The organism is Kocuria sp. KKT182, from assembly GCF_055635395.1.
Genome location: NZ_CM145757.1, coordinates 2,426,164 through 2,452,065 on the forward strand (window position 1 = coordinate 2,426,164; position 25,902 = coordinate 2,452,065).

Annotated in this window: 29 protein-coding genes; 12 read left to right on the forward strand and 17 right to left on the reverse strand. The window is 73.6% G+C overall.

Going from position 1 to position 25,902, the window contains the following annotated elements:
* Positions 1-232 precede the first annotated feature (232 nt).
* Positions 233-1,093, forward strand: a complete 861-nt coding sequence (locus ACZ2G1_RS11355) for a phosphotransferase family protein (protein WP_470376815.1) — start codon at positions 233-235, stop codon at positions 1,091-1,093.
* Positions 1,094-1,175: 82 nt separating this feature from the next.
* The gene (locus tag ACZ2G1_RS11360) at positions 1,176-1,766 is read left to right on the forward strand and encodes a dihydrofolate reductase family protein (protein WP_470376816.1); all 591 of its coding nucleotides are present in this window, start codon (positions 1,176-1,178) and stop codon (positions 1,764-1,766) included.
* A 35-nt stretch (positions 1,767-1,801) separates the two neighbouring features.
* Here ACZ2G1_RS11360 and ACZ2G1_RS11365 read toward each other — a convergent pair whose 3' ends face one another.
* On the reverse strand, positions 1,802-2,674 hold the full coding sequence (locus ACZ2G1_RS11365) for an NAD(P)H-binding protein (RefSeq protein WP_470376817.1): 873 nt from the start codon (positions 2,672-2,674) through the stop codon (positions 1,802-1,804).
* Positions 2,675-2,866: 192 nt separating this feature from the next.
* Between ACZ2G1_RS11365 and ACZ2G1_RS11370 the strand changes: the two genes are divergently transcribed.
* Positions 2,867-3,457 carry a GNAT family N-acetyltransferase gene (locus tag ACZ2G1_RS11370; protein WP_272026498.1) on the forward strand — a complete coding sequence of 197 codons (591 nt, stop codon included), beginning with the start codon at positions 2,867-2,869 and terminating at the stop codon, positions 3,455-3,457.
* 35 nt (positions 3,458-3,492) lie between these two features.
* Here the strand turns inward: ACZ2G1_RS11370 and ACZ2G1_RS11375 are convergent, their stop codons facing one another.
* Positions 3,493-4,479: a GlxA family transcriptional regulator gene (locus ACZ2G1_RS11375; protein ID WP_470376818.1), complete on the reverse strand. Its 987-nt coding sequence runs from the start codon at positions 4,477-4,479 to the stop codon at positions 3,493-3,495.
* Positions 4,480-4,581: 102 nt separating this feature from the next.
* Here ACZ2G1_RS11375 and ACZ2G1_RS11380 point away from each other — a divergent pair, with 102 nt between their 5' ends.
* Positions 4,582-5,196, forward strand: a complete 615-nt coding sequence (locus ACZ2G1_RS11380) for a hypothetical protein (RefSeq protein ID WP_035923711.1) — start codon at positions 4,582-4,584, stop codon at positions 5,194-5,196.
* A gap of 35 nt (positions 5,197-5,231) precedes the next feature.
* Here ACZ2G1_RS11380 and ACZ2G1_RS11385 read toward each other — a convergent pair whose 3' ends face one another.
* Together ACZ2G1_RS11385 and ACZ2G1_RS11390 are read right to left on the reverse strand one after the other, a co-directional pair.
* Positions 5,232-5,603, reverse strand: coding sequence for a VOC family protein (locus tag ACZ2G1_RS11385; RefSeq protein WP_109269092.1), 372 nt, complete (start codon positions 5,601-5,603; stop codon positions 5,232-5,234).
* Positions 5,604-5,679: 76 nt separating this feature from the next.
* A complete protein-coding gene (locus ACZ2G1_RS11390) occupies positions 5,680-6,264 on the reverse strand; it encodes a dihydrofolate reductase family protein (protein ID WP_426120124.1) in 585 nt (194 codons plus the stop codon).
* Positions 6,265-6,352: 88 nt separating this feature from the next.
* Between ACZ2G1_RS11390 and ACZ2G1_RS11395 the strand changes: the two genes are divergently transcribed.
* The 7 genes from ACZ2G1_RS11395 (at position 6,353) to ACZ2G1_RS11425 (ending at position 12,814) form a co-directional block, all read left to right on the forward strand.
* Positions 6,353-7,204 carry a helix-turn-helix domain-containing protein gene (locus tag ACZ2G1_RS11395; RefSeq protein WP_470376819.1) on the forward strand — a complete coding sequence of 284 codons (852 nt, stop codon included), beginning with the start codon at positions 6,353-6,355 and terminating at the stop codon, positions 7,202-7,204.
* A 78-nt stretch (positions 7,205-7,282) separates the two neighbouring features.
* A complete protein-coding gene (locus ACZ2G1_RS11400; RefSeq protein ID WP_109269090.1) occupies positions 7,283-7,903 on the forward strand; it encodes a TetR/AcrR family transcriptional regulator in 621 nt (206 codons plus the stop codon).
* 145 nt (positions 7,904-8,048) lie between these two features.
* Positions 8,049-8,738 (forward strand): VC0807 family protein, encoded by a 690-nt coding sequence (locus ACZ2G1_RS11405; RefSeq protein WP_136340986.1) that lies wholly within the window; start codon positions 8,049-8,051, stop codon positions 8,736-8,738.
* Between the two features lie 148 nt (positions 8,739-8,886).
* Positions 8,887-9,723 (forward strand): hypothetical protein, encoded by an 837-nt coding sequence (locus ACZ2G1_RS11410; protein WP_109269089.1) that lies wholly within the window; start codon positions 8,887-8,889, stop codon positions 9,721-9,723.
* Between the two features lie 290 nt (positions 9,724-10,013).
* Positions 10,014-10,178, forward strand: a complete 165-nt coding sequence (locus ACZ2G1_RS11415) for a hypothetical protein (protein ID WP_017834952.1) — start codon at positions 10,014-10,016, stop codon at positions 10,176-10,178.
* Positions 10,179-10,353: 175 nt separating this feature from the next.
* Entirely contained in the window at positions 10,354-11,703 is a 1,350-nt protein-coding gene (locus ACZ2G1_RS11420; RefSeq protein WP_470376820.1) for an SLC5/6 family protein, read from the forward strand.
* 85 nt (positions 11,704-11,788) lie between these two features.
* The gene (locus tag ACZ2G1_RS11425; RefSeq protein WP_109269087.1) at positions 11,789-12,814 is read left to right on the forward strand and encodes a LacI family DNA-binding transcriptional regulator; all 1,026 of its coding nucleotides are present in this window, start codon (positions 11,789-11,791) and stop codon (positions 12,812-12,814) included.
* Here the strand turns inward: ACZ2G1_RS11425 and ACZ2G1_RS11430 are convergent.
* From ACZ2G1_RS11430 to ACZ2G1_RS11490, 13 genes are all read right to left on the reverse strand, one after another.
* A complete protein-coding gene (locus tag ACZ2G1_RS11430; protein WP_272026488.1) occupies positions 12,780-14,138 on the reverse strand; it encodes a glycoside hydrolase family 32 protein in 1,359 nt (452 codons plus the stop codon). The genes ACZ2G1_RS11425 and ACZ2G1_RS11430 overlap by 35 nt on opposite strands.
* Entirely contained in the window at positions 14,135-15,022 is an 888-nt protein-coding gene (locus ACZ2G1_RS11435) for a carbohydrate ABC transporter permease (protein WP_095650109.1), read from the reverse strand. The genes ACZ2G1_RS11430 and ACZ2G1_RS11435 overlap by 4 nt, the downstream gene beginning before the upstream one ends.
* A 28-nt stretch (positions 15,023-15,050) precedes the next feature.
* Complete coding sequence (locus tag ACZ2G1_RS11440) at positions 15,051-16,001, reverse strand: carbohydrate ABC transporter permease (protein WP_419720442.1); 951 nt, start codon at positions 15,999-16,001, stop codon at positions 15,051-15,053.
* Positions 15,998-17,404, reverse strand: a complete 1,407-nt coding sequence (locus tag ACZ2G1_RS11445) for an extracellular solute-binding protein (protein ID WP_470376821.1) — start codon at positions 17,402-17,404, stop codon at positions 15,998-16,000. The genes ACZ2G1_RS11440 and ACZ2G1_RS11445 overlap by 4 nt, the downstream gene beginning before the upstream one ends.
* Before the next feature lie 145 nt (positions 17,405-17,549).
* The gene (locus tag ACZ2G1_RS11450; protein ID WP_470376822.1) at positions 17,550-18,167 is read right to left on the reverse strand and encodes a maleylpyruvate isomerase family mycothiol-dependent enzyme; all 618 of its coding nucleotides are present in this window, start codon (positions 18,165-18,167) and stop codon (positions 17,550-17,552) included.
* A gap of 47 nt (positions 18,168-18,214) precedes the next feature.
* The gene (locus ACZ2G1_RS11455) at positions 18,215-18,403 is read right to left on the reverse strand and encodes a hypothetical protein (RefSeq protein WP_017834960.1); all 189 of its coding nucleotides are present in this window, start codon (positions 18,401-18,403) and stop codon (positions 18,215-18,217) included.
* Positions 18,404-18,503: 100 nt separating this feature from the next.
* A complete protein-coding gene (locus ACZ2G1_RS11460; protein ID WP_115163329.1) occupies positions 18,504-19,742 on the reverse strand; it encodes a sensor histidine kinase in 1,239 nt (412 codons plus the stop codon).
* Positions 19,735-20,436 carry a response regulator transcription factor gene (locus ACZ2G1_RS11465; RefSeq protein ID WP_470376823.1) on the reverse strand — a complete coding sequence of 234 codons (702 nt, stop codon included), beginning with the start codon at positions 20,434-20,436 and terminating at the stop codon, positions 19,735-19,737. Before ACZ2G1_RS11465 ends, ACZ2G1_RS11460 begins: the two co-directional genes overlap by 8 nt.
* A gap of 19 nt (positions 20,437-20,455) precedes the next feature.
* On the reverse strand, positions 20,456-20,836 hold the full coding sequence (locus ACZ2G1_RS11470) for a hypothetical protein (protein ID WP_035924531.1): 381 nt from the start codon (positions 20,834-20,836) through the stop codon (positions 20,456-20,458).
* On the reverse strand, positions 20,836-22,341 hold the full coding sequence (locus tag ACZ2G1_RS11475; RefSeq protein ID WP_470376824.1) for an Ig-like domain-containing protein: 1,506 nt from the start codon (positions 22,339-22,341) through the stop codon (positions 20,836-20,838). Before ACZ2G1_RS11475 ends, ACZ2G1_RS11470 begins: the two co-directional genes overlap by 1 nt.
* 172 nt (positions 22,342-22,513) lie before the next feature.
* On the reverse strand, positions 22,514-23,146 hold the full coding sequence (locus tag ACZ2G1_RS11480; protein WP_232035210.1) for a signal peptidase I: 633 nt from the start codon (positions 23,144-23,146) through the stop codon (positions 22,514-22,516).
* An 88-nt stretch (positions 23,147-23,234) separates the two neighbouring features.
* On the reverse strand, positions 23,235-23,795 hold the full coding sequence (locus tag ACZ2G1_RS11485) for a TasA family protein (RefSeq protein WP_109269076.1): 561 nt from the start codon (positions 23,793-23,795) through the stop codon (positions 23,235-23,237).
* A gap of 215 nt (positions 23,796-24,010) precedes the next feature.
* Positions 24,011-24,706 carry a dienelactone hydrolase family protein gene (locus ACZ2G1_RS11490; RefSeq protein WP_470376825.1) on the reverse strand — a complete coding sequence of 232 codons (696 nt, stop codon included), beginning with the start codon at positions 24,704-24,706 and terminating at the stop codon, positions 24,011-24,013.
* Positions 24,707-24,869: 163 nt separating this feature from the next.
* On the opposite strand from ACZ2G1_RS11490, the gene ACZ2G1_RS11495 reads away from it, so the two are divergent.
* A complete protein-coding gene (locus ACZ2G1_RS11495; protein WP_470376826.1) occupies positions 24,870-25,901 on the forward strand; it encodes a zinc metalloprotease in 1,032 nt (343 codons plus the stop codon).
* Position 25,902 lies beyond the last annotated feature (1 nt).

The following is a 25,902-nucleotide window of genomic DNA, read 5'->3' on the forward strand; positions in this document are numbered from 1 at the left end:
ATGGTGCTGCGCCTGCCCCGCACCCGGGCTGAGCCCGTCGAGCACCGCGGTCCCGAGAACACCCCCGCGCACCGGGGCACGAGAGGTCGACGGGACCGGCCGGTGGGCGACGAACCGGAATCCGCCCGCCGGCCCAGCACTGCGGCCCGACGTGACCCGCGCGCTCGGCACCGGCACCACCGCGCGCAAGGAGCCCGCGCCGGACGGATCCGGAGGACGACGAAGGAGCGGCATGGACGAGCTGGAGCGCATCGACGCGGCGTTCCCCGGACTGACGTGGTCGAGGGCGCGGCGGATCACCGAGGGCTGGGACCACGTCATCGTCGTCCTGGACGAGGCCCTGGTGTTCCGCTTCCCGCAGGAGGCGCCGTACACGGAGGCGCTCGGCCGGGAGGTCGCGGTCCTGGCCCACCTCGCCCCGCGGCTGCCGGTGCGGATCCCGCGCTACGACCGCGTGGCGCCGGACGGCTCGTTCGCCGGGTACCCGCTCCTGCCCGGCCGCACGCTCCAGCCGGAGGTGCTGGCCTCCCTGAACGGAACGGCGCGCGACGCGCTCGTGGACCAGCTGGCCGGCTTCCTCTCTGCCCTGCACACCGCACCCGTCCCCGGCACCCCGCTGGAGCAGGTGCCGGCGTCCTTCCTGGCCGAGGACCAGGACGACGTCCGCAGCGCGGCCGCCGCGCACCTGCCCGCTGTGCTGACTCCGGCCGAACTGGACGAGGTGGAGCGGATCCTGACCGACGTCGACGCGCTCCTCGCCGCCGACCTCCCCGAGGTGGTCGTCCACAACGACGTCTACAGCCGGCACCTGCTCTGGGACGACGACGACGCCCGGCTCGGCGTGATCGACTTCAGCGACATGTGTGTCCGTGACCCGGCCGTGGACTTCGCGGAGCTGCACGAGTACGGCGAGGACTTCGTCCGCGCGGTGCACGAGCGCTACACCGGGCCGAGGGACCCCGGGCTCCTCGACCGCGCCTGGACGTACCAGCGCTGGATCGGGGTGTACATGCTCACCGACCACTTCGACGTCGGCAAGACCACGTGGGAGGTCGCCCGGGAGACCTTCGACCGCGTCCGGCGCGGTCGGTGAACCGGGCCCCGGCGCCGCGCCGCACCCGTCGTGGTCCGGGACTGCCGTGACGTCGCCCGGTGCACCGGCCGAGAATGGGAGCATGCGACGACTGACCTACTTCATCGGCGTCTCGATCGACGGCCGGATCGCCGGCCCGCACGACGAGACCGACTTCTTCCCGCTCTCCGACGACTACGGCGCCTGGCTGGGCGAGGAGTTCCCCGAGACCCTCCCGACCCACGTCCGCACCCACCTCGGCATCGACGACGCGCCCCACCGGCACTTCGACACCGTGGTCATGGGCCGGCGCACCTACGAACCGGCCCTGGCGATCGATGTGGTCAGTCCCTACGCGCACCTGCGCCAGTACGTCGTGTCGACCACGCAGCAGGAGCTCACCCCGGAGGTGACGGTCGTGCGCGAGGACCCGGTCGGGCTCGTGCGCTCGCTCAAGGCCGAGGACTCGCCGTTCGACGTCTGTCTCGTCGGCGGTGCGTCGCTGGCCGCGGCGGTGCTCCCGGAGATCGACCGGGTGGTCGTCAAGCTCTACCCGGTGCTCGCCGGGGCCGGGCGGCCGGCCTTCGACGCCGGGGAGTTCTCGCCCGCCCGGTTCGACCTGACGGACGTCAGCACGTTCGAGGGCGGCCACGTGGTCCTGACCTGGGACCGCCGCCCGGTCGCCTCGTCCTGACCCGTCGGGCACCGCTCCGGGGTCGGCGGGCCGGCTCAGGCCGCGAGCGCGGGGCGGAGGACGGCGTGGGCCCAGGCGCCCAGTGCAGTGGGCGTCGTGGTGAGCGGCTCCCGCGGGTTCTCCGGGGTGAATCCCCGCTGCCCCCGGGACATCCCCAGCACCCCCTCGACCTGCGCGTCGGTGAGGCCGGCCGAGCGCAGGATCCCGGCGACCTCGGCCTCGGCCACCTGGACGGCGGTCAGCGGGCGCCCGAGCGCCTCCCCCACGATCCGGGCGGCCTCGGCGAAGGAGAGGTCCTCGGGCCCGTGCACGCCCTGCGTGTGCCGGCCGGTCCAGTCGGTGGCCAGCAGCCGGACGGCGGCGACGTCCCCGATGTCCCGCGGGTCCACCCAGGGCATCCGGTGGTCGACCGGCAGGGTGGTGCTCAGCACTCCGGACCGTACCGACTCGAGATCCATCAGCAGGTTGGTGAAGAAGTATCCGCAGCGCAGATGGGTGACGTGCGCGCCCGTGGCGTCGAGCAGCTCCTCGGTGCGGGCCAGCCCGTCGATCTCCCCGAACCCCTGCCGGGCCTCGGCGCCGACGCTGCTCTGGAAGACCACCCGCGGCACGGCGTTCCCGGCCACCGCAGCGGCGGCGACCTCGCCCATCCGGACGTAGCCGGCGACGGGGTCGTCGTCGTCCGTCGGCGGGTTCACCCAGTACAGGGCGTCGGCCCCGGCGGTGGCCCGGGTCACGGCGGCGAGATCGCCCTGGTCGCCCTCGACCACCTCGCACCGGGCCCGCAGGTCCGGGTCCAGGCGGGACGCGCGGCGCACGAGCACGGTGGGCCGCAGCCCGGCCTGCACGAGCAGCCGCACGACGCGGGAGCCCACGTGTCCTGTGGGCGTGGTGACGACGATCCTCATGACGGGTCCCCTCTGTCTCGAGCAGTCCGGTGCTCCCACCACGCTACGACTCCGGCTGCCCCGGCGCACCGGGTTCCGCCGCCGTCCGCACCCGCCGGAGGGTGGCCCGCCCGTAGGGTGGTCCGGACGGCGGGCTCCCCCGAGGATGAGGAGCACGGCCGGCGCCACTCCGCCCAGCAGCGAGGAACGACCATGACTTCCACCGCGTTCACGATCCGACCGGCGACCAGCGAGAGGTTCGACGACGTCGCCACCGTCCTGGGCCCCCGCAACCCCGACTCGGCGGTCTGCTGGTGCCTCACCTACCGGCTCCCCTCCAAGGAGAACCGCGCGCTGACCGGGCGGGAACGGGCGCAGAGGGTCCAGGAGCTGTGCGCCCGGCCGATCCCGCCGGGCGTCCTCGCCTACGACGGCGGGACGGTGGTCGGCTGGTGCGGCGTGGCCCCGCGGGCCGAGCTGCACTCCTTCGCCCACAGCAGGCGCATCCCGCACGTCGACGACCTCCCGGTCTGGGCCGTGTGGTGCTTCCGGGTGCGCGGCGGCCAGCGGGGCCGGGGTGTGGCCCAGGCGCTGCTCGAGGGCGCCGTGGAGCACGCCCGCGGCCACGGCGCGCCGGCCGTCGAGGGCTACCCGGTGGACAACGAGGACCGGAAGGTCGACACCACGATGGCCTATGTCGGCACCCGCGCCATGTTCGAGCGCGCCGGCTTCACCCAGGCCGCCGACACCACCTCGGTCCTCAACGGGTTCCCCCGCATCCTCATGCGGCTGCCGCTGCGGTGAGCGGTGCCTGAGCTTGGCCCGCACCGGGCACGCGGTCAGGACGCGGGCGCGGCCCGGGGCGGGCGGCTGAAGCGGGCCCGGTAGTCGGTGGGCGAGATCGCGTACCGGCCCACGAAGCTCTGCCGCAGGGCCTCGGCGGAGCCGAACCCGCACCGCTGGGCGATCGCGGCCGCCGGCAACGAGCTGGACTCCAGCAGCCGGGCGGCGGCGTCGGTCCTGGCCTCCCGCACGAACCGGGCCGGCGGCAGGCCCAGGTGCGCGTCGAAGAGGCGGGTGAGGTGGCGGGGGCTGACCCCGACGTGGTCGGCGACGGCCGCGGTGGACAGGTCCGCGTCCAGGTGGGTGGTGATGAACCCGATCGCCTGCTGCACCACGTCGTTGCCTCCTCCGGAGACGCCGGTGAACAGGCTCATCTGGGCCTGGTTGCCCGGCCGCTGCAGGTAGGTCACGAGGTTGCGGGCCACCTGGCGGGCCAGCGGCACGCCGTGGTCGTCCTCGATGAAGGACAGGGTCAGGTCCAGGGCGCTGGTGACCCCGGCGGCGGTGGCGATCCGCCCGTCGCGGATGTAGATCGGGTCGGGGTCGACCTCGACCTGCGGATAGCGGCGGGCGAGGTCGGCGGCGAAGCGCCAGTGCGTGGTGGCGCGCCGCCCGTCGAGCAGCCCGGCGGCGGCCAGGACGCTGGCGCCGGTGCACACGGAGGCCACCCGCCGGCTCGTGGCCGCGAGGCGCCGCACGTGCCGCAGGAGGGGCTCGGCGTCGGCGGCGCGGTGGTGGCCGAGGCCGCCGGTCACGATCATCGTGTCGACCGGTCCGAGCACGTGCTCGAGGGCGCCGTCCGCCTGCAGGGTCAGACCGGTCTCGCAGCGGATCGGGACCCCGCGCAGGCTCAGCATCTGCACCCGGTAGGGGTCGCGCGGCCGGCCGATCATGTTGGCCAGGGCCAGGGGCGTGGTGATGCAGGCGATGTCGAGCAGCTCCGCCCCGTCGTAGGCGATCACCGCCGTGGCACGATCAGCCATCAGGTTCCCCTGTCACCCGGTGTGGGACGAGTATCCCAGGATTCCGGACGCAGCGGAGGACGGGTCCGAAGAGTGACGTCCGGCCGCTCCTACCCTCGTGGCATGAACCACCGGTCTCCGTCCGCAACCCTCTCCGCTCCGGCACCGACATCGTCGGCGCCCCGACCCGTCCTGGCGATCGCACGGCGGTGGCCCGCGATCCTCGGCCTGGCGTTCGCCGCGTTCAACCTCGCCACCGACGACCCGCGCAGCGTCACAGCCGTGCTCCTGGTGCTGGTGCTGGCGACGACGGGGTACGTGGTGATCGCCGTGCTCGACCGTCCCCGCTGGTCCTGGCCGGTGCTCGCCGTCCTGGTCGTCCTCGTGGTCACGGCCCGGCTCGCCGGGGCGGGGCCGGTCGTCGAACTGGCCGCCATGACCGCGGTCGTGCTGGGCGCCGTCGTCGTCGGCGCGGTCCGGGGCACCTTCTCGCGGCCCGGGGCCTATCGCTGGCAGCCGTTCGCCGCCGTCGGGTTCATGGCGCTCGGACTCGGTGCGCTCTGGCTCTCCCCGGAGGCCGGGCGCGTGCTGGTCGCTGCTGGCCTGATCGGCCACGCCGCGTGGGACCTGGTGCACTGGCACCGCCACGAGGTGGTCTCGCGGTCGCTGGCCGAGTGGTGCGGTGCCCTCGACCTCGCCCTCGGGGTCGGCGTCCTCGCTCTCGCCCTCGCCGGATGATCCCCGGCCGACCGGGAGGGAGTGCACGGCGGTCGTCAGCGGCCCGGACGCTCGTGGAACTGCAGCCGGTGTCCGTCCGGCGCCTCGACGGTGGCGTAGGTCCCCCACGGCTCGCTGACCGGATCGGACACCGTGGCACCCCTGGAGCGCAGCTCCGCCACGGTCGCCGCGACGTCGTCGGCGGTGAAGGTCAGGTGGGCGCCCTCGCCGGGATCCTTGCCGGAGGCCGAGGCCGCCGACAGGACGATGGACGTCTGCGCGCCGGGGGGCCTGACCTCGATCCAGCGAGCGCCCCCGCCCATGTCGGCGTCCGTGACGACGTCGAATCCCAGGGTGTCCCGGTAGAACGCCAGGGCCTCGTCCTGGTCGCCGACGTACAGCACCGCCGCCGCGACGTTCGTGATCATGAGTTCCTCCTGTGTGAGCTCTTTCCCATGGACAGGTGAGGTCGATCGGCCTCAGGTCCCCATCATGACGGGCCGCTCACGCCCGTGTGCCGTAGACGAGCGCGACGGTCCCGAGGTCCGTCCTGGCGACCGATCTCAGCGCGAGCCGGCGTGGGACCGGCAGCTCGCCGAACAGCCGCTTGCCGGATCCGAGCAGCAAGGGGTGGACGAACAGCCGGATCTCGTCGACCAGGTCCTCCGCGAGCAGCTCCCGGCAGAGCACGCCGCTGCCCAGCACGGCGATGTCCCCGTCCTCGCCCGCCCTCAGCCCGCGCACGGCGTCGACGACGTCCGTCGAGAGGATCCGTGTCCCCGGCCACGCGGCCTCGGTCAGGGTCCGGGAGGCCACGTACTTGGGGGTGGCGTTCAGATGCGCGGCCACGGGGTTGTCGGCCGGCTGGTGGGGCCAGAACGCGGCCATCTTCTCGTAGGTCCGGCGCCCGAAGAGGTAGCTCGAGGTCCTCGCGAACCCCGCGGATGCGGTGACCTGATGGACGCTCCCGGCATAGGGGGCACCCCAGCCGCCGTGCACGAACCCGCCCTCCGGGTCCTCCCCGGGTGACCCCAGCCCTTGCATGACTCCGTCGACCGTCAGAAACTCGATCATGACCAGCGCGCCCATCGTGGGGTCCTCTCCTCGTCCTCCTCCGACGGTAGAACTCCGGGGCCGAGGGGGTCTTGAAGAAAGCGGCACGGCACAGAGGGCAGACGTGAGCAGGTCCGCACCGACGGTCCTCCGGCAGGCCGTTCCGCCTCCGCTGCGGGGGCTGGTGGCGGGGATCGTGGGCTTCGACGAACTCGCTCCGCCGGGAGGACGGTCCCGGGTGCAGCCGGTCGGCAGCTTCCTGGTGCTGGAGATCTCCTTCACCTCACCGCTGCACGTCCGGGCGCTTCCCGCGGGAGCGGAGACGGCCCACGGTGCTTTCCTCGCCGGGCTGATGCCCGGTCCGGTGCGCACGGTCTTCTTCGACCGGCACGCCTCCGTGCAGGTCTATCTGACCCCACCGGGCGCCTGCCGGCTGCTGGGCGTGCCGGGCCGGGAGACCGCCGGGCACGTCCTGCCACTGGCGGACCTGGTGCCGCGATGGGGCCACGACCTGCCCGACCGGCTCGCCGAGGCGCCGGGCTGGTCCCAGCGTTTCGCGATCGTGGTCGACGAACTGGTGCGGCTCGCCGGGTCCGGGGCACCGGCCGATGCCCTGGTGGAGTGGACGTGGTCGGAGCTCCAGCAGACGGGCGGACAGGCGCGGATCGCGGATCTGGCACGGCGCTCGGGCTGGAGCGTGCGGCACGTGCGCGCGCGCTTCGACGAGGTGACCGGGGTCCCGCCCAAGGTCGCAGCACAGATCATCCGGTTCGAGCGCCTGCACGCGGAGCTGGGGAGCCGGAGTCTCGGGGCGCTCGCCGCTCGGCACGGCCTCTCGGACCAGAGCCACCTCACCCGGGAGGTGCGGCGCTTCGCGGGCGAGACGCCCCTCGCCCTCGCGCGGGCACGGCGGCCCACTGCGTTCACCCTGCTCGGGACACGCCCTCTTCCCTCTCCGACCTCTCAGACGGTGTGACGAGTCCTGTCCCGACCGCGGGGCGTCACACTCGGCCCTCCCCTTTCCCGGGTTGACCGCGCGGCCTATATTTTGACCATGCGGTCAAACGAGGCCTCGGGTGACTCCCCGACCTTCACGGAGACGGCCCGCCGGGCCCAGATCCTGGCGTGTGCGATCGAGGCCATCTCCGAGTCCGGGTACGGGCGGGCCTCCCTGGCCGAGATCGCCCGCCGCGCCGGCGTGAGCAAGGGCGTGGTCTCCTACTACTTCACGTCCAAGGACGAGCTGCTGGCCCAGGTGGTGATCGACGTCTACCGCCGCGCCGGGGCCGCCATCGCGGCCCGCACCGACGCCGAGACCGACCCCTCGGCGGTGCTGACCGCCTACGTGGAGGCGAACCTCGCCTTCCTGGGCCGGCATCCGGCGGACCTCCGGGCGGTCACCGAGATCGTGATGAACCTGCGCGCCCCGGACGGCGCCCCCCGGTTCACCCCGTCCGGGGCCGACCCGGTGCTGGCCCACCTGGAGCGCCTGCTGCGCGACGGGCAGGAGACCGGGGCCTTCCGGGACTTCGACGCCCATGCCCTGGCGATCCTCGTCCGCGGGGCGATCGACACCGCCTCCGGGCGGCTGGTCACCGACCCGGACTTCGACCTGGGCACCTACACCCGCGAGCTCGTCTCCGTGATCGGGCTCGCGACCCGGAAGAGACCCTGAGGAGAGCGCTGTGAGCGTCCCGGACCCCATCCCGCGGCCGACCGTTCCCCCTGCCGGGACACCACCGGACCGGAACCCTGCGCCGTCGCCGGCCCCGGACGGCGGTGCGGTCCCGAGCGGCGGTGCGGTCCCGGGCGGAACGCCGGTGAGCTGCCGGCGTCACCCGCTGGTGGGACTGCTGGGCGCAGGCCTGGTCCTGCCCTTCGCCCTGTACTACGGACTGCGACTGGCCGGGGCGGAGCCCTGGGTGGCGCTGGTGCTCGGCGGGCTCGCCCCGCTGCTGCGCGTGCTGGGCGCCGCGGCCCGCACCCGCCGGCTGGACCGGCTCGGGGCCTTCACCCTGTCCGTGCTGGCCCTCAACACCGCCGTGGGGCTGATCACGGCCGACGCCCGGCTGCTGATGGCCCTGGGCGGCTGGCTCACCGCACTGCTGGGCGCGTGGCTGCTGACGAGTCTCGCCGGCGGCCGGTCCGCGCTCTTCGACGCCACCGTGGCTCTGATGCCCGCCGAGGCCGCCACCCGCTGGAGGCACGGCTGGGAGCAGGACCCGGTGTTCCGCCGGATCTTCCGGGCGATGACCGCGGGCTGGGGAGCCGCCTTCCTGATCGGGACCGGCGCCCGAGCGGTCATGGCCTACACCCTGCCCGTCGACGCGGTCCCGGTCGCCGCCGCGGCGCTGCTGCTGGTGCTGCTGGTCGCCGTCGTCCAGGCCGGCAAGGCGTACGGGCGGCGGCACCTGGGCCCGCCCGCCGCGCCGGCCACGGCGGCCGGGCCGCCCCCGGCGCCCGGCGGTCCGGGCGCCCGGAGCGGACCGGACGGTGACCTGGGCCTTTGACGCCACGTTGCGCCCACAGGGGACCGCAAGGTGTGAGAGTTCCCACTCGGCCTGTGCTTTCCCAGGTCAGTCCGGATAATGGGGAAGGCTGGCCCGAGCATCGTCGCGGGGATCAGCACCCCCTTCCCCGCAACCGAAGCAGGACAGCATGACTCTGGAAAAACCACGCACCGAGGCCCCCGCGGCCGAGGACCATCCGCAGGCACCGGCCGAGGAGCAGTCCGAGAAGAAGAGCCCGGCCCTGAACATCCCGGGCCTGCTCGCCGGCGCCGCCACCGCCGCGACCATGTCCGTGATCGGCGGCCACCTCAGCGTCGCCGGCACCGTCCTCGGCGCCGCACTGACCAGCATCGTCTCCGGCATCGCCATCGTCATCTACTCGACCTCGCTCGAGAAGAGCCGCCGCGGCCTGAAGAAGGTGAAGACCACCGTGGCCCAGCGCGTGCTCGCCCGCCCCGGCCTGGACTCCTCCGAGTCGGACGGCAGCACCGCCGTGGCCGCCGGCAGCCGCTGGACCGCCCTGCGCCCGCGCCTGAAGCCCGTCCTGGTCTCCACCGGCGCCGTCCTCGGCCTCGCGGTCGCGGCGATCTTCGGCATCCAGGCGCTCACCGGCACCGAGCTCTCCGGGGGCACGGGCACGATCCAGCGCACCGTGACCGGCAGCGAGTCGGTCTCCGTGCGCAGCGACGTTGCCCCCGCCCCGGTCGAGGACCCGGCCGCCGGCACCGGCGAGGTGGCCCCTGCCGAGGGGACCGTCCCCGACGCGGAGGTCACCGTGGCCCCGGGTGGAGTCGTTCCGGGCGAGGTCGCCCCCACGGACGGAGCGGTGACCGAGGACGACACCACGACCGGCGGCACCCTCCCGGACACGAGCGGCCAGGAGTCGGAGAGCGGGCAGACCGACACCGTCCAGCCGGGCGCCGGCGCGGCCGCCGAGCAGGCCGTGCCGGGCGCCGACGCCGGTGCGGTGCCCGCGGCGCCGTAGACGGCAGCACACCGGAAGGACCGGGGCGGGGACGTGGATACCACGTCCCCGCCCCTTCCCGTGCCGGCCCCTGTTCCTGGACGCAGGCCGCGCCATCTTTCGTCATGTTCGCCTGTTGCCCCTGACCAGGCCCGATGTTGGCGCGGCTCCCACGAGGTCTGGACTTAAGTCGACTGACATATGTCCCGAAAGGCACCTAACTTGGCCTCATCCCGGCTGCGGTCGCAGGCGGGAGGCGATCGACGAAGGGGAAGACAGTGGCAGGGGTTCGAGAGGTTCGCGGAAATCAGGTGGCGCAGTGGCTGACGGTCGCGGCCGTCATGCTGTTCGTCGCCAACGGCGCCGTCCTGGCCCTGGGGTCCCAGGCCTACGGGTGGGCCACGCTGCTGTTCGCGGCGGCCGCGTACTTCGCGGTGTCCACCGGGATCGTGGGACGCCCCCTGCGACAGCACTGACCCGCCGGCACCGAGGTGCCGGTCCTGACCCACCGACGCTCCGTCGTCGTCCCGGCGGCGGTTCCGGGGCGCGGGTGCCGCTGCCCGGGAGTGACGCCGCCCGAGGCCCGGAGGGACGCGGTCCGGCTGGTATCGTCCCTGAGGTCCACCCCATGTGCACCCAGCGAGGACCACCATGTCGCGCTCCCCTGCCCCGCGGACGATCTCCGCCGACGCAGAATTTGTTCCCTCCCCCACGACCACGCCGACGACCACGAACCCCGCCCCGGACCGCTCGGCCACGGCACCCGGTGCCCGGAGCCGGCCCTCCGCGGTCGACACCGGCTGGATGCTCGGCCTGTTCGGCACCGCCATCGGCGCGGGCATCCTCTTCCTCCCGATCAACGCGGGGGCCGGCGGCCTGTGGCCGTTGCTCGTGGTGACGGTCCTCATCGGGCCGATGACCTACCTGTCCCACCGGGCCCTCGCACGCTTCGTCTGCGCCTCGCCGCGGAAGGGCGAGGACATCACGGTCGTGGCCCGCGACTACTTCGGGGAGGGCGCCGGGCGGGTGATCACCGTCCTGTACTTCCTCGCGATCTACCCCATCGTCCTGATCTACGGGGTGGGCATCACCAACACGGTCGAGAGCCTGCTGGTCAACCAGCTGGGCCTGCCGCAGGTGCCCCGCGTGCTGCTCTCCGGGGTGCTGATCGCCCTGATGATGCTGGTCATGGTCGCCGGTCAGCGCCTCATGCTCGCGGTGACCCGGTGGCTGGTCTACCCGCTGATCCTCGCCCTGCTGGGGGTGACGATCTACCTCGTCCCCACCTGGCAGGTGGGCGACCTCGCCGTGGTGCCGTCCGCCGGCGAGCTCACGCTGTCGGTGTGGCTGATCATCCCGGTGCTGGTGTTCGCGTTCAACCACTCCCCCGCGATCTCCCAGTTCTCCCTGGCGATGCAGCGCGAGCACGGGACGGACGCGCCCGCGGCGGCGTCCCGCGTGCTGCGCCGCACCACGGTCCTGCTGGTGCTGTTCACCATGGGCTTCGTCTGGTCCTGCGTCCTGTCCCTGGGCACCACCGGGCTGCAGGAGGCCCGCGAGGCCAACCTCCCGGTGCTCTCCCACCTGGCCAACGTGCAGGACAACCCCTGGATCGGCTACCTCGGCCCCGCCGTGGCGGTCGTGGCGATCGTCTCCTCGTTCTTCGGCCACTACCTGGGCGCCAGCGAGGGCGCGGCGGTGATCGTGCGCAGCATGCTCCCCGCCCGGATCCGGCAGCCGCAGGACCGGACGCTGCGCCGGGGGATCGCGGTCTTCATCTTCCTCACCACGTGGGCGGCCGCGGTGCTCAATCCGAGCATCCTGTCCCTCATCGAGTCCCTGGCCGGGCCCGTCATCGCCGTGATCCTGTACCTGATGCCGATGTACGCCGTGCGCCGGATCCCGGCGCTGGCGCCCTACCGGGGGCAGCTCTCCAACGTGTTCGTGACCGTCGCCGGGCTCGTGGCCATCAGCGGCATCCTCTTCACCCTCGTCCGCTGAGCCCCCGGCCCCGGGCGGGGCGTCCCCGATAGACTGGGGGCCGCACACCGACCCGGTTCGAGACCGGTGCTACCGCCGGAGGAACATGGCCCGCAACCCCACTGCCGCCGATGTCGCGCGCGAGGCCGGGGTCTCCCGGAGCGCGGTCTCGATGGTCCTCAACAACAACGCCGACGGCAACGTCTCGCCCACCGCCCAGCAGCGGATCCGGGAGGCCGTGCAGCGGCTGGGCTACGTGCCGAACGCGGTGGCGGTCGCCCTGCAGAGCCAGCGCACCAACACCATCGGCGTGATCACCGACGAGATCGTGACCAGTCCCTTCGCCGGCCGGATCATCAGCGGCGCCGGTTCCGTCGCCCGCCCGGCGGGCTACGTGCTCACCGTGGCCGACACGGAAGGGGTGCCGGGGCGCGACCTCGAGCTCGCCGAGGCCCTGATCCACCGGCACGTCGACGGGCTGGTCTACGCCACGGGCGGCCTCGTGGAGCTGGACCCGCCCGTGGCGCTGCTGCACCGCCCCGCGGTGCTCGCCAACTGCTACGACCCGCAGGAACGGCTCGCCGCGGTGATCCCGGACGAGGTGACCGGGATGCGCCGTGCCACCGAGCACGTGCTCGGCCTGGGGCACCGCCGGATCGCCCTGCTGACCGGCACGTCCGACTCGCCGGCCACGCCGCTGCGCCGGCAGGGCTTCGAGGCGGCCTGCGCGGAGTTCGGCCGCGAGGGCCTGCGGCTCACGGTCGAGCCGACCGGCTGGGAGATCCAGGACGGCTACCGGGCGGCGCAGCGGCTGCTCGCCCTGCCCGAGCCGCCGACGGCGGTCCTCGCGTCCAACGACCGCACCGCCACGGGCGTGCTGCTCTGCGCGGCGGCGTCCGGCCTGCGGGTCCCGGAGGACCTCTCCCTCGTGGGGGTCGACGACCAGCAGAGCGTGGCCGACCAGCTCGTCCCCGCGCTGACGACCGTAGCCCTGCCGCACCTGCGGATCGGGGCGCGCGCCGTGGAGCTGCTCCTGGAGCAGCTCCACGGCGTCGAGGTCCCGCCCGCGGTGGAGCGCATCGACTGCCCGCTGATCGTCAGGGCGTCGACGGGCCCAGCGCCCACCCGGTGACCGCGCCCGGCTCGACCGCCGCGCACCAGGTCTCGCCGTCCTGCGGATAGGCCCGGAGGGTGTGGGAGGGCCCGTCCTGCGCGTAGACCTCCACCAGGGAGCCGTCGACCACGACCGTCGCCGCGCGCCCCGACCAGACCTCGCGCTCGCCGGCGGGACCGCGCAGCAGCAGGCGCACGGCGGCGTCCGGGCCCGTGGCGCGGAGCTCGGCGGCGTCCGGCAGCTCGACCGTCCCGTCCGCGGACGCCGGCTCGAGGGGCTCGCGCCGGTGCCCCGCGCACTCGGCTGCGGGGGCCGCGACGAGGACGTCGCCGTCCAGGCGGAGCTCGCGCGGCCAGGTGAGCAGACCGGCCCACCCCTCCTCGTCGCTGACCTCCTCCGGCCGCGTCTCCCACGACCAGCCCCACAGGAGGGTGCGGTCCTCCAGGGCCAGCACCTGGGGCGCGTAGAAGGCCGGCCCCGTGTCCACGGCGCCACAGGCCTCGGGGGTGAAGCGGGGGGCGGCTCCCCGGGCCCGGGCCCCGTCGTCGTCGTTGTCGTTGTCGTTATCGGGGTCCGCGTCCATGTGCCCGACGATGTAGCGCACGTCCTGCAGCCGGCCCGACCCGTCCTCCTGGCGCATCCACCGGGAGACGATCAGCACCCAGCGGGACACCTCGCCCTCGACCACCTCGAAGATCTGGGGGCACTCCCAGATCGAGGCGTCGAGGTCAGCGCTGAGCACGGGGTGGTCCGAGGTCAGCCACACGCCCAGGTAGGTCCAGTGCGCCAGGTCGGCGGCGTCGTAGAGCAGGATCGCCGCCCGGCCGTCGGCCAGCCCCGCGCCCTGGAGGGCGTACCGCCGCCCCGCCCAGCGGAAGAGGAACGGATCGCGCACCGCGACGACGTCGGGGTCCTCGGGCATCCCCGCCGCCGTGACGCCCTCCTGCCGCCAGGACCGCAGGTCCTCCGAGCCGGTGGCCAGCGTCACGCGGGACCGGTTGTCGCCGGCCTCGACACCGCTGTAGACCGCCACCGGGCGCCCGTCGTCGACGGTGAGCACCCCGGACCAGCAGCCGAACGCGTCGGGGCCGTGCTGCTGCGGGCGCAGGGCCACCGGCTCCTCCTGCCACGTCACCAGGTCCGGTGAGGACAGGTGCCCCCACTGGATGGCGTCGTGGCGTGCGGAGCCGGGGTTGTACTGGAAGAACACGTGCCAGGTGCCGTCGACCCGGCACAGCCCGTTGGGGTCGTTGAGCCAGCCCCGGGCCGGCCGGGGGTGGGTGCGGGGGAAGGCCCGGCTCATGGGCAGGACGGCGGAGGCGGTGCTGGGAGAGAGGGTCATTTGCTGCTTCCTGCGGTGAGGCCTTCGCGCAGGTAGCGCTGCCCGAAGACGAAGACGATGAGTGCGGGGATCATGGAGATCACGACGCCCGCCAGGACCACGGAGATGGAGCCCGTGCCCAGGTTCCCCTGCAGGGACACGAGGCCCAGGGGGAGGGTGAAGTTCTGCTCCGAGATGGTCAGGATGAGGGGCCGGAAGAACTCGTTCCAGTGGTAGTTGAACGCCAGGATGCCCACGATGGCCATGCCCGGCAGGGACAGCGGGGCGTAGATGGAGAAGAAGGTCCGCCAGGGGCTCGCCCCGTCCAGGGCGGCGGCCTCCGCGAAGTCGTTCGGCAGCCCCATGAAGTACTGGCGCATCAGGAACGTGCCGAACGCGGTGGGGATGGCCGGGATGATCAGCGCCAGGAGGGTGTCGGCCAGGCCCATGCCGCGGACCAGCATGAACACGGGCACGATCGTCACCTGGACCGGGACCATCATGGTGGCCAGGACCACGCCGAACATCAGCCCGGAGCCCCGGAAGCGCATGCGGGCGAAGACGTACCCGGCCATGGCCGCCGTCAGCATCTGCCCGGCGGCGATGAGGGCGGTGACCAGCGCGCTGTTGAGGACGAGCCGCACCAGGTCGATCTGCCGGGCGACCTCGGCGTAGGCCGTGGTGTCCGGGTCGGTCGGGAAGAACTTGGGCGGGAGGTCGAACGCCTCGCTGGGGCTTCGCAGCGACGTCGACAGGGTCCACATGACGGGTCCCAGGACCGCGACGGCGGCGACGATCAGGAAGAGGAAGCCGGCGACGCGTCCCGGGGTGGGCAGCCCCCGGCGCCGACGACGGCGGGGCGCGGAGCCGGCCGCCCGGGACGGGGTGTGAGCAGGTGCAGACATGAGGTGGTCCTTCGTCGGTCGGGAGAGCTCACTGGTAGTGGACGTAGCGCCGGGAGAGGCGGAACTGCGCCAGGGTGACGAGCATGATGAGCACCATGAGCACCAGGCCGATGGCGGACGCCTTGCCGAACTCCAGCTGCTGGAACGCCGTCTGGTAGACGACCATCACGGCGGAGCGGGTCGAGTCCCCGGGGCCGCCGCGGGTGAGCACGTAGGGCTGGTCGAAGACCTGCAGCGCCGTGATGATCGCCGTCACGGACGCCACCAGGAGGGTCGGGCTGACGAGGGGCAGGGTCACGTTGCGGAACTTGGACCAACCCTTGGCGCCGTCGAGGTCGGCCGCCTCGTAGAGCTCCTTGGGGATGGACGCGATCCCGCCCAGCAGGATCAGGAACGTGAAGCCGAAGTTCTGCCACACGTAGACGAGCACCACCACGAGCGAGGCCCCGGTCGTGGTGGTCAGCCAGGGCACCGCGGGCAGGCCGACATTGGTGAGGAGCCAGTTCACGACGCCGAACTGCTCGTTGAACATGTAGCGCATGAAGATCGAGACGCTGGCCGCGGAGAGGATGAGCGGGAAGAAGAACGTGGAGCGGAAGAACAGCCGCAACCAGCTCGGCATCTTCCCCTGCACCAGCACCGCGAGGGTCATCGCGAGGGACAGCTGCAGAGCCACCGCGACCACCACGAACACGATCGTGTTGAGGAAGGAGACCCGCACGGTCCGGTCCGTGACGAGCTCGGTGAAGTTGCGCAGCCCCACGAACTCGGGCGCGGAGATGATGTCCCACTGGAAGAAGGCCAGCACCACGGAGGCCAGGATGGGCAGCACCGTGAAGACGCCCATCCCGATGACGGTGGGGGCCAGGAAGACGACGGTCATCCACCCCTCGGCCCGGGAGCGGGTCCGCCGCGGCGGCGGCGCCGGTGCGGGGACCGTGGTCCGGGCGACGTCCGGTGCCGGTGCGATGGTGGTCATGAGTCCTCCCCGAGGATGAGAGCGAGTTCGGTGTCGAGCCGGTCGAGGGCCGAGGTCATCTGGCCGGCGCCGCCGCCCATGGCGACCGCCACGTTCTTCGTGAGCGCGGACTCGACGGCGGCCTGCTGCGGCGGGGCGGGAATGGGACCGGTGCTGGGGAAGCGGTCCAGCGTGTCGTAGAAGACCTGCCAGTGCTCGGGACCGGCCCCGCGGTAGAAGTCCGCGGTGACCATGGAGCGCCGGCTCGGCGTGGTGTTCGGGTGGGGGGTGGCCAGCTGCATCGACTCCTTGCGGGCCGTGAACTTGATCCACTCCCACGCCTGGTCCTTGCGCTCCGAGGTCTTCATCAGCGCGTAGCCGGCACCGCCGAACTGGTGCCGCTGCGTGCGCCAGCGCGGGAAGAACTGCACGTCGAAGGCCTCCGGCCCCATCCCGGCCTCGTTCAGCCCCTGCGCCCAGTACCCGCCGGCCGGGGTGGCGCCCACGCGGTTGGAGGCGAACAGGCCGATCAGGGCGTTGCCGCCGCCCTCCTCGGGGCGCACGCCGAGGCCCTCCTGCACGAGCTCCCGCAGGTAGTCGAACGTCTCCGTGACCCGCTCGTCCCGGACGTTGGAGCCCGTCCACAGGTAGCCGCCGCTGCGGTCGGCACCCGCCGGGTGGTCCCCGTAGAAGCCGTTCCACAGCCATCCGCCGCCCGGCGCCTTCTCCTCGGTGAGGAAGCTGGTGCCGTTGGCGTAGAGCCAGGGGACCACACCGCCGAACAGGCGGTTCGTCCAGTAGTAGGGGCGGAAGGAGCCCTCGTTGGAGCGCTGCAGGGCGCGCATGAGCCCCGTGAAGTCGTCCTTCGTCCAGTCGTCGGCGGGCCGCTCCGCCCCGGCACGGCGCAGCGCCGCCGTGTTGAGGTACATGTTGGCCGCGTTGAACTCCAGCGGCAGCTGGTACAGGTTGCCCTTGTACATGAAGGCCTCGACGAGGCTGGGGTGCACGTCGCCGAAGTACTCCCCCATCGTGGCGGCGTCCCGCTGGACGTAGCTGTCGAGGGGCACCGCGAGCCGGTCGGCGAACAGCTGGGTGCCCTCCGTGGCCACGTAGACGATGTCCGGGGCCTGGCCCGCCGCGACCATGGTGAGGATCTTGGAGAAGAAGTCCCCCCAGTCGGCGCTCTGGATCGCCTGGATCCGCACCGGGATGTCCGGGTGCTCGGCCTGGAACTCGTCCACCAGCTGCTGCCGGTTCGCGGCGTCCTGGGCCGTGCCCTGGATCGCGACCGTCAGGACGTCCTCACCACGGCCGGGGATGTCGGAGCCGGTCAGTCGCGGCCACGCCCCGACGGTGGCCCCGGCCAGGGCGATGCCGCCGACCCCCAGTAGCGCGCGACGGGTCAAGCTGCTCGCTGCAGTCATCCGCGTGTCCTCACTCTGCTGAACTAACACGTGTCAGGTTCCTGACACGTGTTAGGAGAGTAGGGACATCCGGGCCGGGGTGTCAAGGATCACACTGCGGGGCCGTCACACCATCGCATCGAGGGCCGTGCGGGACGGCGAACGCTCAGCGCGCGAGTCCGGCGGCTCCGGGGCCGGTGAGCTCCTCGGGGCCGACCGCGCGCCCGGACACCGCCAGCAGCAGCGCGAGGACGCCGCCGCGCACCTCCGGGCCGGTCCCGGCGTCGAGGTCGGCGTCGGTGGCCACGAGCCGCAGGCCCGCCGCCCGCTCCTTCCCGCCGCCGAGCTTCGTGCTGGTCCGCAGCTGGTGGCGCAGGGCCTCGGCGACCGGTCCGGCCGGGCGGTCCCGGGTGAGCGAGAGCGGGCGCCGGATGTCCTCCCCGTGCACGAACGCCTCCACCAGCCGGGTGGCCGGCGCCGCCGGCGCACTCGTGGTGCGGCCGCTCACCGCGCGGAACGCGGCCAGCGTGTCCCGCGGATCCGCTCGGCGCTCCCGCGCGACGCCGCTGGCGTTGCAGCGGTCGAAGTCGAAGCGGGCGGCCGCGAGGCGGCGGAGGAAGCCCAGGCGCGTGGTCCGCGCGTCGTCGACGAGGTGGGCCAGGACGTCGTGGACGTCCCAGCCGGGGCACAGCGAGGGGGTCGCCCACTGCCGCGCCGGGAGGTCCTCCAGGTCCCGGATCAGCGCCCGGCGCTCGGCGTGGACCACGGGCCACATCTCGGTCATGGGGACTCCTCGGTGCTCGGGCGCCCGGCGTGCTCGGGGCGGTGGGGTCAGGGGCGGACCCGCACCCGGGCCAGTTCCCGGGTCAGGCGCAGGTCCCACCCGGTGCCGAGGACGACGACGAGCAGTGCCGCGGTGAGGGGCTCCGGCTGCTGCAGCACCACCGCCAGGGCGACCAGTGCCGCGGTGAGCACGGCGGTCGCGGTGCGCGTCATGGTCCGGGTGGTCGTCTGCGTCATCGGTTCTCCCTGGGTGGTCTGGGGCGTGCTCCGGGGCCGAGCCTGGCACGGCAGGCTGTGCCGGAGCTGTCACCGCGACCGGCAGTGGCTGGGCGTCGGCTCAGGTCGACGGTGCCGCCGGCAGCCGCAGCAGGAACGTGGTGGTCGGGACGGACTCGAGGGTGAGGCTGCCGCCGAGGGACTCGGCGAGCTCGGCGGCGACCGTCAGCCCGATGCCCTCGCCCCCTTCCCCGGTGCTGACGTGGCGGTCGAAGATGCCCGGGCCCGCGGGTCGGTCCCCCTCGTCCTGGACCGTGATCGCCCAGTGCGTGCGGGCATCCCTGGCCCGTACGCGCACGACTCCGCGGCCGTGCCGCAGGGCGTTGTGGATGAGCACGTCCAGGATCTGCTGCAGCAGCCCGGGATGCGTGCGGACGCGGGCGGGACGCGGTGCCATCGCCGTGACGGTGCGGCCCGCCGCACCGGCCTGCCGGTCCCAGCGCGCGGCGGTCTCGGCGGTGAGCAGCGCCAAGTCCACGGGCACCGGGCGCTCCAGACGGCGGCCGCGGGAGTGCTCCAGCAGCTCGGTCACCGTCCCGCTGAGCCGGTCCAGCTCCCCCAGCGCCCGGTGGAGCTGCTCGGACACCGCGGGGGCGGTCTCGGGCCAGTAGGTGAGGTCCTCGAGCTCCAGGCGCAGGGCGGTGAGCGGGGTCCGCAGCTGGTGGGAGGCATTGGCGGCGAACTGGCGCTCGCGGTGCAGGAGGGCCTCGAGCTGCCGGGAGCTGGTCTGCAGCGCCACCCCGATGGCCCGGGCCTCGGGCAGCGTGGAGTCCATCGGCGGCAGGCTGAAGGTCCCGTCCCCCAGCCGGCGGGCGGCGTCGGCCAGCCGCTGGAAGGGCCGCGCCAGCCCGCGGGCCAGCACCACCGCGGCGAGGACGGCCAGGACCACGACCCCCAGGCCGATGAGCACGATCGGCATCACGGCATCGGTGATCCGCTCGCTCACCGCCGCACCGGAGCGGGTCAGCTCCAGGGCGCTGCCGTCCGGCAGCCGCCGGGTCGCCACCACGTCCGCGGCGTGGCCCTCGGCCTCGCCCGCCGACGCCACTATCCGGCCGTCCGCACCTCGGTGGACCAGGACCTCCCCGTCGTGCACGAGGGCGTCCAGGTCCTCGTCGACGGGTCCACCGCCGCGCGAGCGCTCCGTGAGCACGGCTGCGATCAGGTCCGCGGAGCGCTCGGTCTGCTGGACCACGGTGGTCCGTGCCTGCTCGGCCACCATGTAGGCCCGCGGGCCGCCGTACAGGACGATCACGGCGATCGCCAGACCGACGAGCGCCGTGATCAGCCGGTCACGCATCCGGCGGGCCGTCCTCGAGCCGGAAGCCGATCCCGCGCACGGTGACGATCTGGGCCGGCGCCCCGGAGTCGGCCAGCTTGTGCCGCAGCCGGGCCACGGTGACGTCGAGGGTCTTGGTGGAGCCGAACCAGTTCTCGTCCCACACCCGGTCCATGAGGTGCTCCCGCGTGACCACGTCCCCGCGGACACCGTCCAGTTCGGCCAGCACGTCGAACTCCTTGGCGGTGACCGGCAGGACCGTGTCGGCCACGAAGGCCTGCCGGGACCGCGGGTCCACCCGCAGCCCCGGGGCGGTCTGCGGCTGCGGCACGGGAGCGGTGGACGGGCCGTTCTGCCGGCGCAGCAGCGCCCGGACGCGGGCCAGCAGCTCGGCCAGGCTGAAGGGTTTGGCCATGTAGTCGTCGGCGCCCACGTCGAGGCCGACCACCCGGTCGATCTCCGAGCCGCGGGCGGTGAGGATGAGCACGGCCCCGGTGTAGCCGTCCTCGCGGGCCTGCCGGCACACGTCCAGTCCGTCCCCGTCCGGCAGCCCGAGGTCGAGGACCACCAGGGAGAACCGTCCGGTGGCGGCGCTCACGAGGGCGGCCTGGCCGGTGCTCACCCGCTCCACGGCGTACTGCTCCCGGTCGAGGGCGCGGGTCAGGGGGAGGGCGATGCCGTCGTCGTCCTCCACCAGGAGGATGCTGGGGACCATTGCAAAAGCATATCCATTCTCATGGGACTGTCCGGTGTCCCGCGTCATGTTTCGGCCGCAGGCCCACCAGGACGACGACGGCGCCCGCCATCGCCGCTGTTCCCGTCACCGTGAGGCCGGTCCGTGCGCCCGCGTGACCGAGCCCGGGCAGACCGAGCGCCGCCAGCAGGCCCTCCCCGAAGAGCACGAGCGCCGCCACGAGCACCAGGGTGAAGCGGGCCGCGAAGCAGCCGCGGAGCCGGAAGCGCACGGCGCCCACGACGCCCAGTGCGGCACCGGCGAAGAGCAGCACGCTCAGGTAGGCGGCCTCGTCCCGGATGAGCACGGCCTGGACGGCGAGGACTGCGGCGAGCAGCACCGCGGCCACGGCGGTGGCCCGGCGGGCGCGCGGACGGCGCATCAGAAGTCCCCGTCCGCGGCGCCGGTCTCGTTGACCGCTGCCGACGACACGGCCTTGCCGGCGAGGTCCTTGACGGCGGTGCTGGGCGTCCAGGCCATCGTCGGCGTGCTGTTCGTACTCGGCGTGCCGCCGCCCGTCCTCTGGCCCAGTGTCACGGTGATCACCGTGCGCGGACGGCCGTCGACGACGACCGCCTCCGCCGTCATGGTGGCGTCGAACCGGGCGCTCGTCGAGACCGAGAGGTAGTCGGCGCCCAGGTTCACGGAGCCCACGGAATCGGCCCGGGCGGAGCCGGCCACGGTGATGCTGCTGTCGGCGAACCAGCCGCTCTGCATGTTCAGCGCGGTCGCCAGTGCGCTGCCGTCCCACCCGGTGCTGATCGTGTTCAGGTCCACGAGGTGGCTGTAGGTGTAGGTGATCGTGTCCCCGGCGTCCATCGTGCCGGCCCTGCCCCCGTTAGCTGCCTGGACGTCCACGCCGCGGACCACGGTGTTGAGCACGTGCCGTTCGGGAACGGACGCCGAGGCGGTCTCCCGCCCCTTGCCGTCCACCAGGACCGTGCGGAGGTCGTAGGCGCCGTCTGCCACACCGGTCGTGGTCCAGGCGCAGCTGTACGGCGCGGTGGTGTCGGTGCACACCGTGCTCCAGGTGGTCGTACCGGCGGGGGCGTACTGGAAGCGGACCGCCTGCACCCCCGCGGTGGAGGCAGCGGTGGCGCTCAGCGTGGTGCCGCCGGACAGGTAGGTCCTCGGGGCGGCCAGGGTGACGGTGCTGACCGGGTTCTCGACCTCCCGGTTCGCGACCACCGCGGAGGTGGTGGCGTTGCCGGCGCGGTCGGTCGCGACCGCCCGGAGGTCGTAGCGGCCGTCGGGCAGCTGCCGGGTGTCGTAGCGGCAGGAGTAGGGGGCGGCGGTCGCGGTGCACAGGTCCCGGTAGGTGCTCGAGCCGCTCGGGGCGTACTGGAGGACCACCGCCTGCACACCGGTGCCGGGGTCGGCCGCGGTGGCCTCGAAGGTCCGGGTGCCGCCGAGGAGCGCGCCAGGATCGATCATCGTCACGACGGGCCCGGTGTTGTCCACCACGGTGGTCGCCACGGCGGAGACCGCCGAGTACCCGGCCCGGTCGGTCGTCACGGAGCGCAGCGCGTAGGAGCCGTCCACGACACCGGGGGTGCTCCACGTGCAGCGATAGGGGGCCGAGGCGGTGGTGCACACTGTGCGCCACTCGCCTCCGGAGGCCGAGCGGTACTGGACCGCGACGGTGTCGATCCCGGTCTCGGCGTCTGCGGCGGACGCGGTGAGGACGACCGAGCCCGCCAGGATTGCGCCCGGAGGGGTGAGGGACGTGGTGGGCGGGGTCCAGTCCGCGGCGGCCCGGACGGTGCCCTGCGGGTTGTCCGAGCGGCTCGTGAAGGACGCGGAGGAGAACTCGGCGGTGCTGCTGAGGCCCAGGAGCAGACCGAGCACGACGACGAGAACGGCGGTCGCAGCGGTTCGTGCGGTCATGGCGATCAGTGGCTCCCGGGGCGTGGGTCGAGGTCGGTGTGGGCGAGGACCGGGTGGTCGGTTCCCACGCTAGAGAGCCGGTGGCAACAGCCGGGGAACAGAGGCCGCTCGCAGTTCCACAGTTCGGCAACACCTCCGCGGCACGGCGTGCGGCATGCCGTGCCGCCGCGGGTCAGACCGCGGCGGCGGTCCTCCGGCCCGGGACAGGGCGTCTCGGCGGGCCGTCGAGGCGCTTCCGCGCCGTGGCGGCAGACGGCTGGGGGGTCGCGGTTCGGGGCCGGGGACGGCGCAGGACCTGCACGACCTCGATCGCGCAGCGGAGGGCGATGAGCCCGGCCGGCACGCCGATGACGAACTGCCGGACCTGCGGGTCGGACAGGGCGATGAACGCCCAGCCGAGGTGGGGGACGGCGTGGTCCAGACGGGCCTGGGTGGGCCCGGGCAGCTGGAAGGTCCACGGGTCGGCGTCGGCGTTGGCGTCGCCCTGGGTCCGGAACACGGGCCCGCTCTCGGACTCCTCGACGGTGAGGATGCGGTGGGTGACCAGTTCGGTGAGCCCGGAGTCCGGCGGGGGCAGGTAGGTGATGACGTCGCCGACGGCCAGGTCCGCCACCGGCACCGCGCTCTCGATGGCCAGGGTGCCCTTCTCGAAGGTCCCGGACATCGACGCGCCGGTGATGACGTAGCGCTCGTAGCCCAGCGCACCGGGCACGAGCATGGCCAGGGCCAGGGCCAGCACCACGAGCGCCGCCAGGTTCAGCAGCACCCGGGAGGCGGTCCGGGCCGCGATCCGCACAGCACGCACGGTGTCCTCCTGCTGCGGGCGCACGCCCGCGGTCGTGTCGAGCAGGGACGGCGGGGCCCGCCCGTCAGGGCCGGCCCCGCCGGACGGGTCACTGGTCGGTGGTGGTGCCCGCGGACTGCACCGCGTCCCAGCTGTAGGTAGCCGTGGCGGTCTTGCCCTGCTCGGTGTTGTCGGCCTTCGAGTCGAGGGTGACGCTGAAGACGAACGTCTTGGCCTGGCCCGGGGCCCAATCGCCCAGCACCAGCGGGCCGGCGGCGGTGAGCTCGCCGAAGGTACCGGTCCACACCGGCGCGGTGGAGCCGGACTCGGTGATCGTGAGCCGGAGGTTGGACTTCGTGGTGAACCCGTTGGTCGCGGTCTCCGTGAGCTTGAAGCCGGCGCCGAGGGAGCCGGAGTTGGTGATGGTGACCGAGCCGTTGAGGGTGTCGCCGGGCTTCATGTTGTCGAGGTTGAACACCGCACTGTTGGCCTTGGAGTTCGTCTGGGTCAGCGAGCCGGTGCTGAAGGCGTTGGCGGAGTTCACCGAGTTGGAGGTGAAGTCCGCCCCGGAGCCCACGGCGAGCGCGGCGGCGGCGGCGAGGCCGGCGAGGGGGACGAGGACGCGGTAGCGGCGGGGGCGGGAGACGGTGGCGACGGCGGTGGCGGTCATGGGAGGAGCCCTTCGTTCGGTGGTGCGCTGCGGTGGGTTGTTGACTCCAAAACTACGGAGCGCCGTTCCACCGCTCGGCCACGCATTTGCCTCCGCAAAGCCCCAGTTCCACCACACCCGACGCCGGGCGCCACCGTTTCCTACATCCTGGTAACAACCCGCGCAGCAGGACGTTTCCCCCTGTGGGCGGGTCGGGGGACAGCCCTCGCCATCGACTACCGGACGTGCTCGCGCAGGAAGGCGACCGCGCGCTCCCAGGCCGCGGCCGCGGCGTCGGGGCGGTGGTTCGCCCGGTTCCGGTCGTTGTGGAAGGCGTGCGGGGCGTCGTAGTAGTGGAACTCGACCACGGGGGCGGAGGACTCGCGGCGGAGCTGCTCCTCGAGCGCCTGCGCCTTCTCGACCGGGTAGGACGAGTCCTCGCGGCCGTAGTGGCCCTGCACCGCCGCGCGCACCCCGTGGCAGGCGTCCGGCACGCCCTGGCCGACGCCGTAGAACGGCACCGCGGCGCCGATCCGCTCGCCCTGGTCCGTGGCGAGTGCCAGGACGAACCCGCCGCCCATGCAGAAGCCGATCGCCCCCGCCGTGGAGCTGGTGACGACCTCGTGGCCGAGCAGGAAGTCGACGGAGCCGGCGAGCAGCCGCACGCCCTCCTCCTCGGGCAGCCGGGACATCATCTCGGCGGCCTCCTCGCCCTCGTGGGTGATGGACCCGCCGTAGAGGTCGGGGGCCAGGGCCACGAAGCCCTCGGCGGCGAGCCGGTCCGCGACGTCCCGGATGTGGTCGGTGAGCCCCCACCACTCCTGGATCACGAGCACGCCGGGACCGCGGCCGGCGTCCGGCAGCGCCAGGTAGCCGTGGGCCCGGCCCCCGGCCGAGGGGAAGGTGACGTTCTGGTGCGGGGTGGTCTCCACTGCGGTGCTCCTTCGGGTCGGGGCTGCGTCGGGCCAGTGTAGGCAGGAGTGTGGACAGGCGATTGCCCGTCACGGGCCGGTGCGGGATCCCCCGCCGTGTTTGCTTTCGTACACTTCAGTGTGGGCCGCGTGACGGCCTGATCCAGCACAGAAGCCAGGAACCATGCACCAGCCCGGTGGCGCCACGCCGCAGCGGGGAGCGTCGCCCCGGACCCGCGACGAGCACGCCGCCGCCGCGCGCCTCCCGCGGTCCCCGAGCGGACGGACGCCGCAGTGGGTGCTCGAGGAGGCGCTGGAGCAGCAGCGCGAGGCCTTGCTGGGCCCGGGCGCGCGCCGGCGGCGGGACCGGCGCGCCGCCCGGGCGGCCAGGGCATCCGCCCGCCGCTGGGCGAGGGCGCCGCGCAGGCGCAGCCCGGCGTGGCGGGGGACCCCGGCCGTGGGCGTCGTGGTGCTGCTGATGCTCTGGTTCACGCCCGGGCTCTTCCAGGACTACGCGCTGCCGGTCATCCGCCCCTACCTGCCGAACGCGTCGGCGCCCCCGCCCGGGGTCGGGGCCGCACCGGCGCCGCGGGGGGCGCCCCCGGCGGTCGAGGACGTCGGCGGCCACCGCTTCATGGACTCCCCGGACCCCGCCCAGCCGATGGTCGCCTACGACCCGTGCCGTCCGGTGCACTACGTCGTGCGCCCGGACGGCGCCCCGCCGGGCGGCCGGCAGCTCGTCGAGGAGGCGGTCGCCGAGATCTCCGCGGCCACCGGTCTGCGGTTCGTCCCCGTGGGGACGACGACGGAGGCGCCCGCCGAGCAGCGCACGCCCTATCAGCCGGACCGGTACGGCCGGCAGTGGGCGCCCGTGCTCATCGCGTGGTCCGACGAGACCGAGGTGCCCGGGCTGGCCGGCAACGTGGTGGGCCTCGGCGGCAGCACGGCCCGGCAGGCGCCCGGGGGGCCGTTCGCCTACGTCACCGGTCAGGTCGCCCTCGACGCCCCGGGCCTGGCGCCGGTGCTGGAGCACCCGGACGGGGCGGCCCACGTCCGCGCGACCATCATCCACGAGCTGGCGCACGTGGTGGGGCTCGCCCACGTCGACGACCCCACCCAGATGATGCACCCGGCGGGCGGGGCCACGGTGCTCTCGGCCGGGGACCGGGCCGGCCTGGCCAAGCTGGGCGCCGGGCCGTGCGTGCCGCGGCTCTGAC

What these genes read in the sequence shown, in the direction of transcription:
- ACZ2G1_RS11425 (WP_109269087.1), top strand. Translation starts at nt 11,789, where the DNA reads ATGGCCCGCAACCCCACTGCCGCCGATGTCGCGCGCGAGGCCGGGGTC.
- ACZ2G1_RS11390 (WP_426120124.1), bottom strand. Translation starts at nt 6,264, where the DNA reads ATGGGCGCGCTGGTCATGATCGAGTTTCTGACGGTCGACGGAGTCATG.
- ACZ2G1_RS11355 (WP_470376815.1), top strand. Translation starts at nt 233, where the DNA reads ATGGACGAGCTGGAGCGCATCGACGCGGCGTTCCCCGGACTGACGTGG.
- ACZ2G1_RS11375 (WP_470376818.1), bottom strand. Translation starts at nt 4,479, where the DNA reads ATGGCTGATCGTGCCACGGCGGTGATCGCCTACGACGGGGCGGAGCTG.
- ACZ2G1_RS11400 (WP_109269090.1), top strand. Translation starts at nt 7,283, where the DNA reads ATGCGGTCAAACGAGGCCTCGGGTGACTCCCCGACCTTCACGGAGACG.
- ACZ2G1_RS11495 (WP_470376826.1), top strand. Translation starts at nt 24,870, where the DNA reads ATGCACCAGCCCGGTGGCGCCACGCCGCAGCGGGGAGCGTCGCCCCGG.
- ACZ2G1_RS11370 (WP_272026498.1), top strand. Translation starts at nt 2,867, where the DNA reads ATGACTTCCACCGCGTTCACGATCCGACCGGCGACCAGCGAGAGGTTC.
- ACZ2G1_RS11455 (WP_017834960.1), bottom strand. Translation starts at nt 18,403, where the DNA reads ATGACGCAGACGACCACCCGGACCATGACGCGCACCGCGACCGCCGTG.
- ACZ2G1_RS11470 (WP_035924531.1), bottom strand. Translation starts at nt 20,836, where the DNA reads ATGCGCCGTCCGCGCGCCCGCCGGGCCACCGCCGTGGCCGCGGTGCTG.
- ACZ2G1_RS11430 (WP_272026488.1), bottom strand. Translation starts at nt 14,138, where the DNA reads ATGACCCTCTCTCCCAGCACCGCCTCCGCCGTCCTGCCCATGAGCCGG.
- ACZ2G1_RS11475 (WP_470376824.1), bottom strand. Translation starts at nt 22,341, where the DNA reads ATGACCGCACGAACCGCTGCGACCGCCGTTCTCGTCGTCGTGCTCGGT.
- ACZ2G1_RS11460 (WP_115163329.1), bottom strand. Translation starts at nt 19,742, where the DNA reads ATGCGTGACCGGCTGATCACGGCGCTCGTCGGTCTGGCGATCGCCGTG.
- ACZ2G1_RS11380 (WP_035923711.1), top strand. Translation starts at nt 4,582, where the DNA reads ATGAACCACCGGTCTCCGTCCGCAACCCTCTCCGCTCCGGCACCGACA.
- ACZ2G1_RS11485 (WP_109269076.1), bottom strand. Translation starts at nt 23,795, where the DNA reads ATGACCGCCACCGCCGTCGCCACCGTCTCCCGCCCCCGCCGCTACCGC.
- ACZ2G1_RS11420 (WP_470376820.1), top strand. Translation starts at nt 10,354, where the DNA reads ATGTCGCGCTCCCCTGCCCCGCGGACGATCTCCGCCGACGCAGAATTT.
- ACZ2G1_RS11365 (WP_470376817.1), bottom strand. Translation starts at nt 2,674, where the DNA reads ATGAGGATCGTCGTCACCACGCCCACAGGACACGTGGGCTCCCGCGTC.
- ACZ2G1_RS11450 (WP_470376822.1), bottom strand. Translation starts at nt 18,167, where the DNA reads ATGACCGAGATGTGGCCCGTGGTCCACGCCGAGCGCCGGGCGCTGATC.
- ACZ2G1_RS11360 (WP_470376816.1), top strand. Translation starts at nt 1,176, where the DNA reads ATGCGACGACTGACCTACTTCATCGGCGTCTCGATCGACGGCCGGATC.
- ACZ2G1_RS11445 (WP_470376821.1), bottom strand. Translation starts at nt 17,404, where the DNA reads ATGACTGCAGCGAGCAGCTTGACCCGTCGCGCGCTACTGGGGGTCGGC.
- ACZ2G1_RS11440 (WP_419720442.1), bottom strand. Translation starts at nt 16,001, where the DNA reads ATGACCACCATCGCACCGGCACCGGACGTCGCCCGGACCACGGTCCCC.
- ACZ2G1_RS11465 (WP_470376823.1), bottom strand. Translation starts at nt 20,436, where the DNA reads ATGGTCCCCAGCATCCTCCTGGTGGAGGACGACGACGGCATCGCCCTC.
- ACZ2G1_RS11410 (WP_109269089.1), top strand. Translation starts at nt 8,887, where the DNA reads ATGACTCTGGAAAAACCACGCACCGAGGCCCCCGCGGCCGAGGACCAT.
- ACZ2G1_RS11435 (WP_095650109.1), bottom strand. Translation starts at nt 15,022, where the DNA reads ATGTCTGCACCTGCTCACACCCCGTCCCGGGCGGCCGGCTCCGCGCCC.
- ACZ2G1_RS11385 (WP_109269092.1), bottom strand. Translation starts at nt 5,603, where the DNA reads ATGATCACGAACGTCGCGGCGGCGGTGCTGTACGTCGGCGACCAGGAC.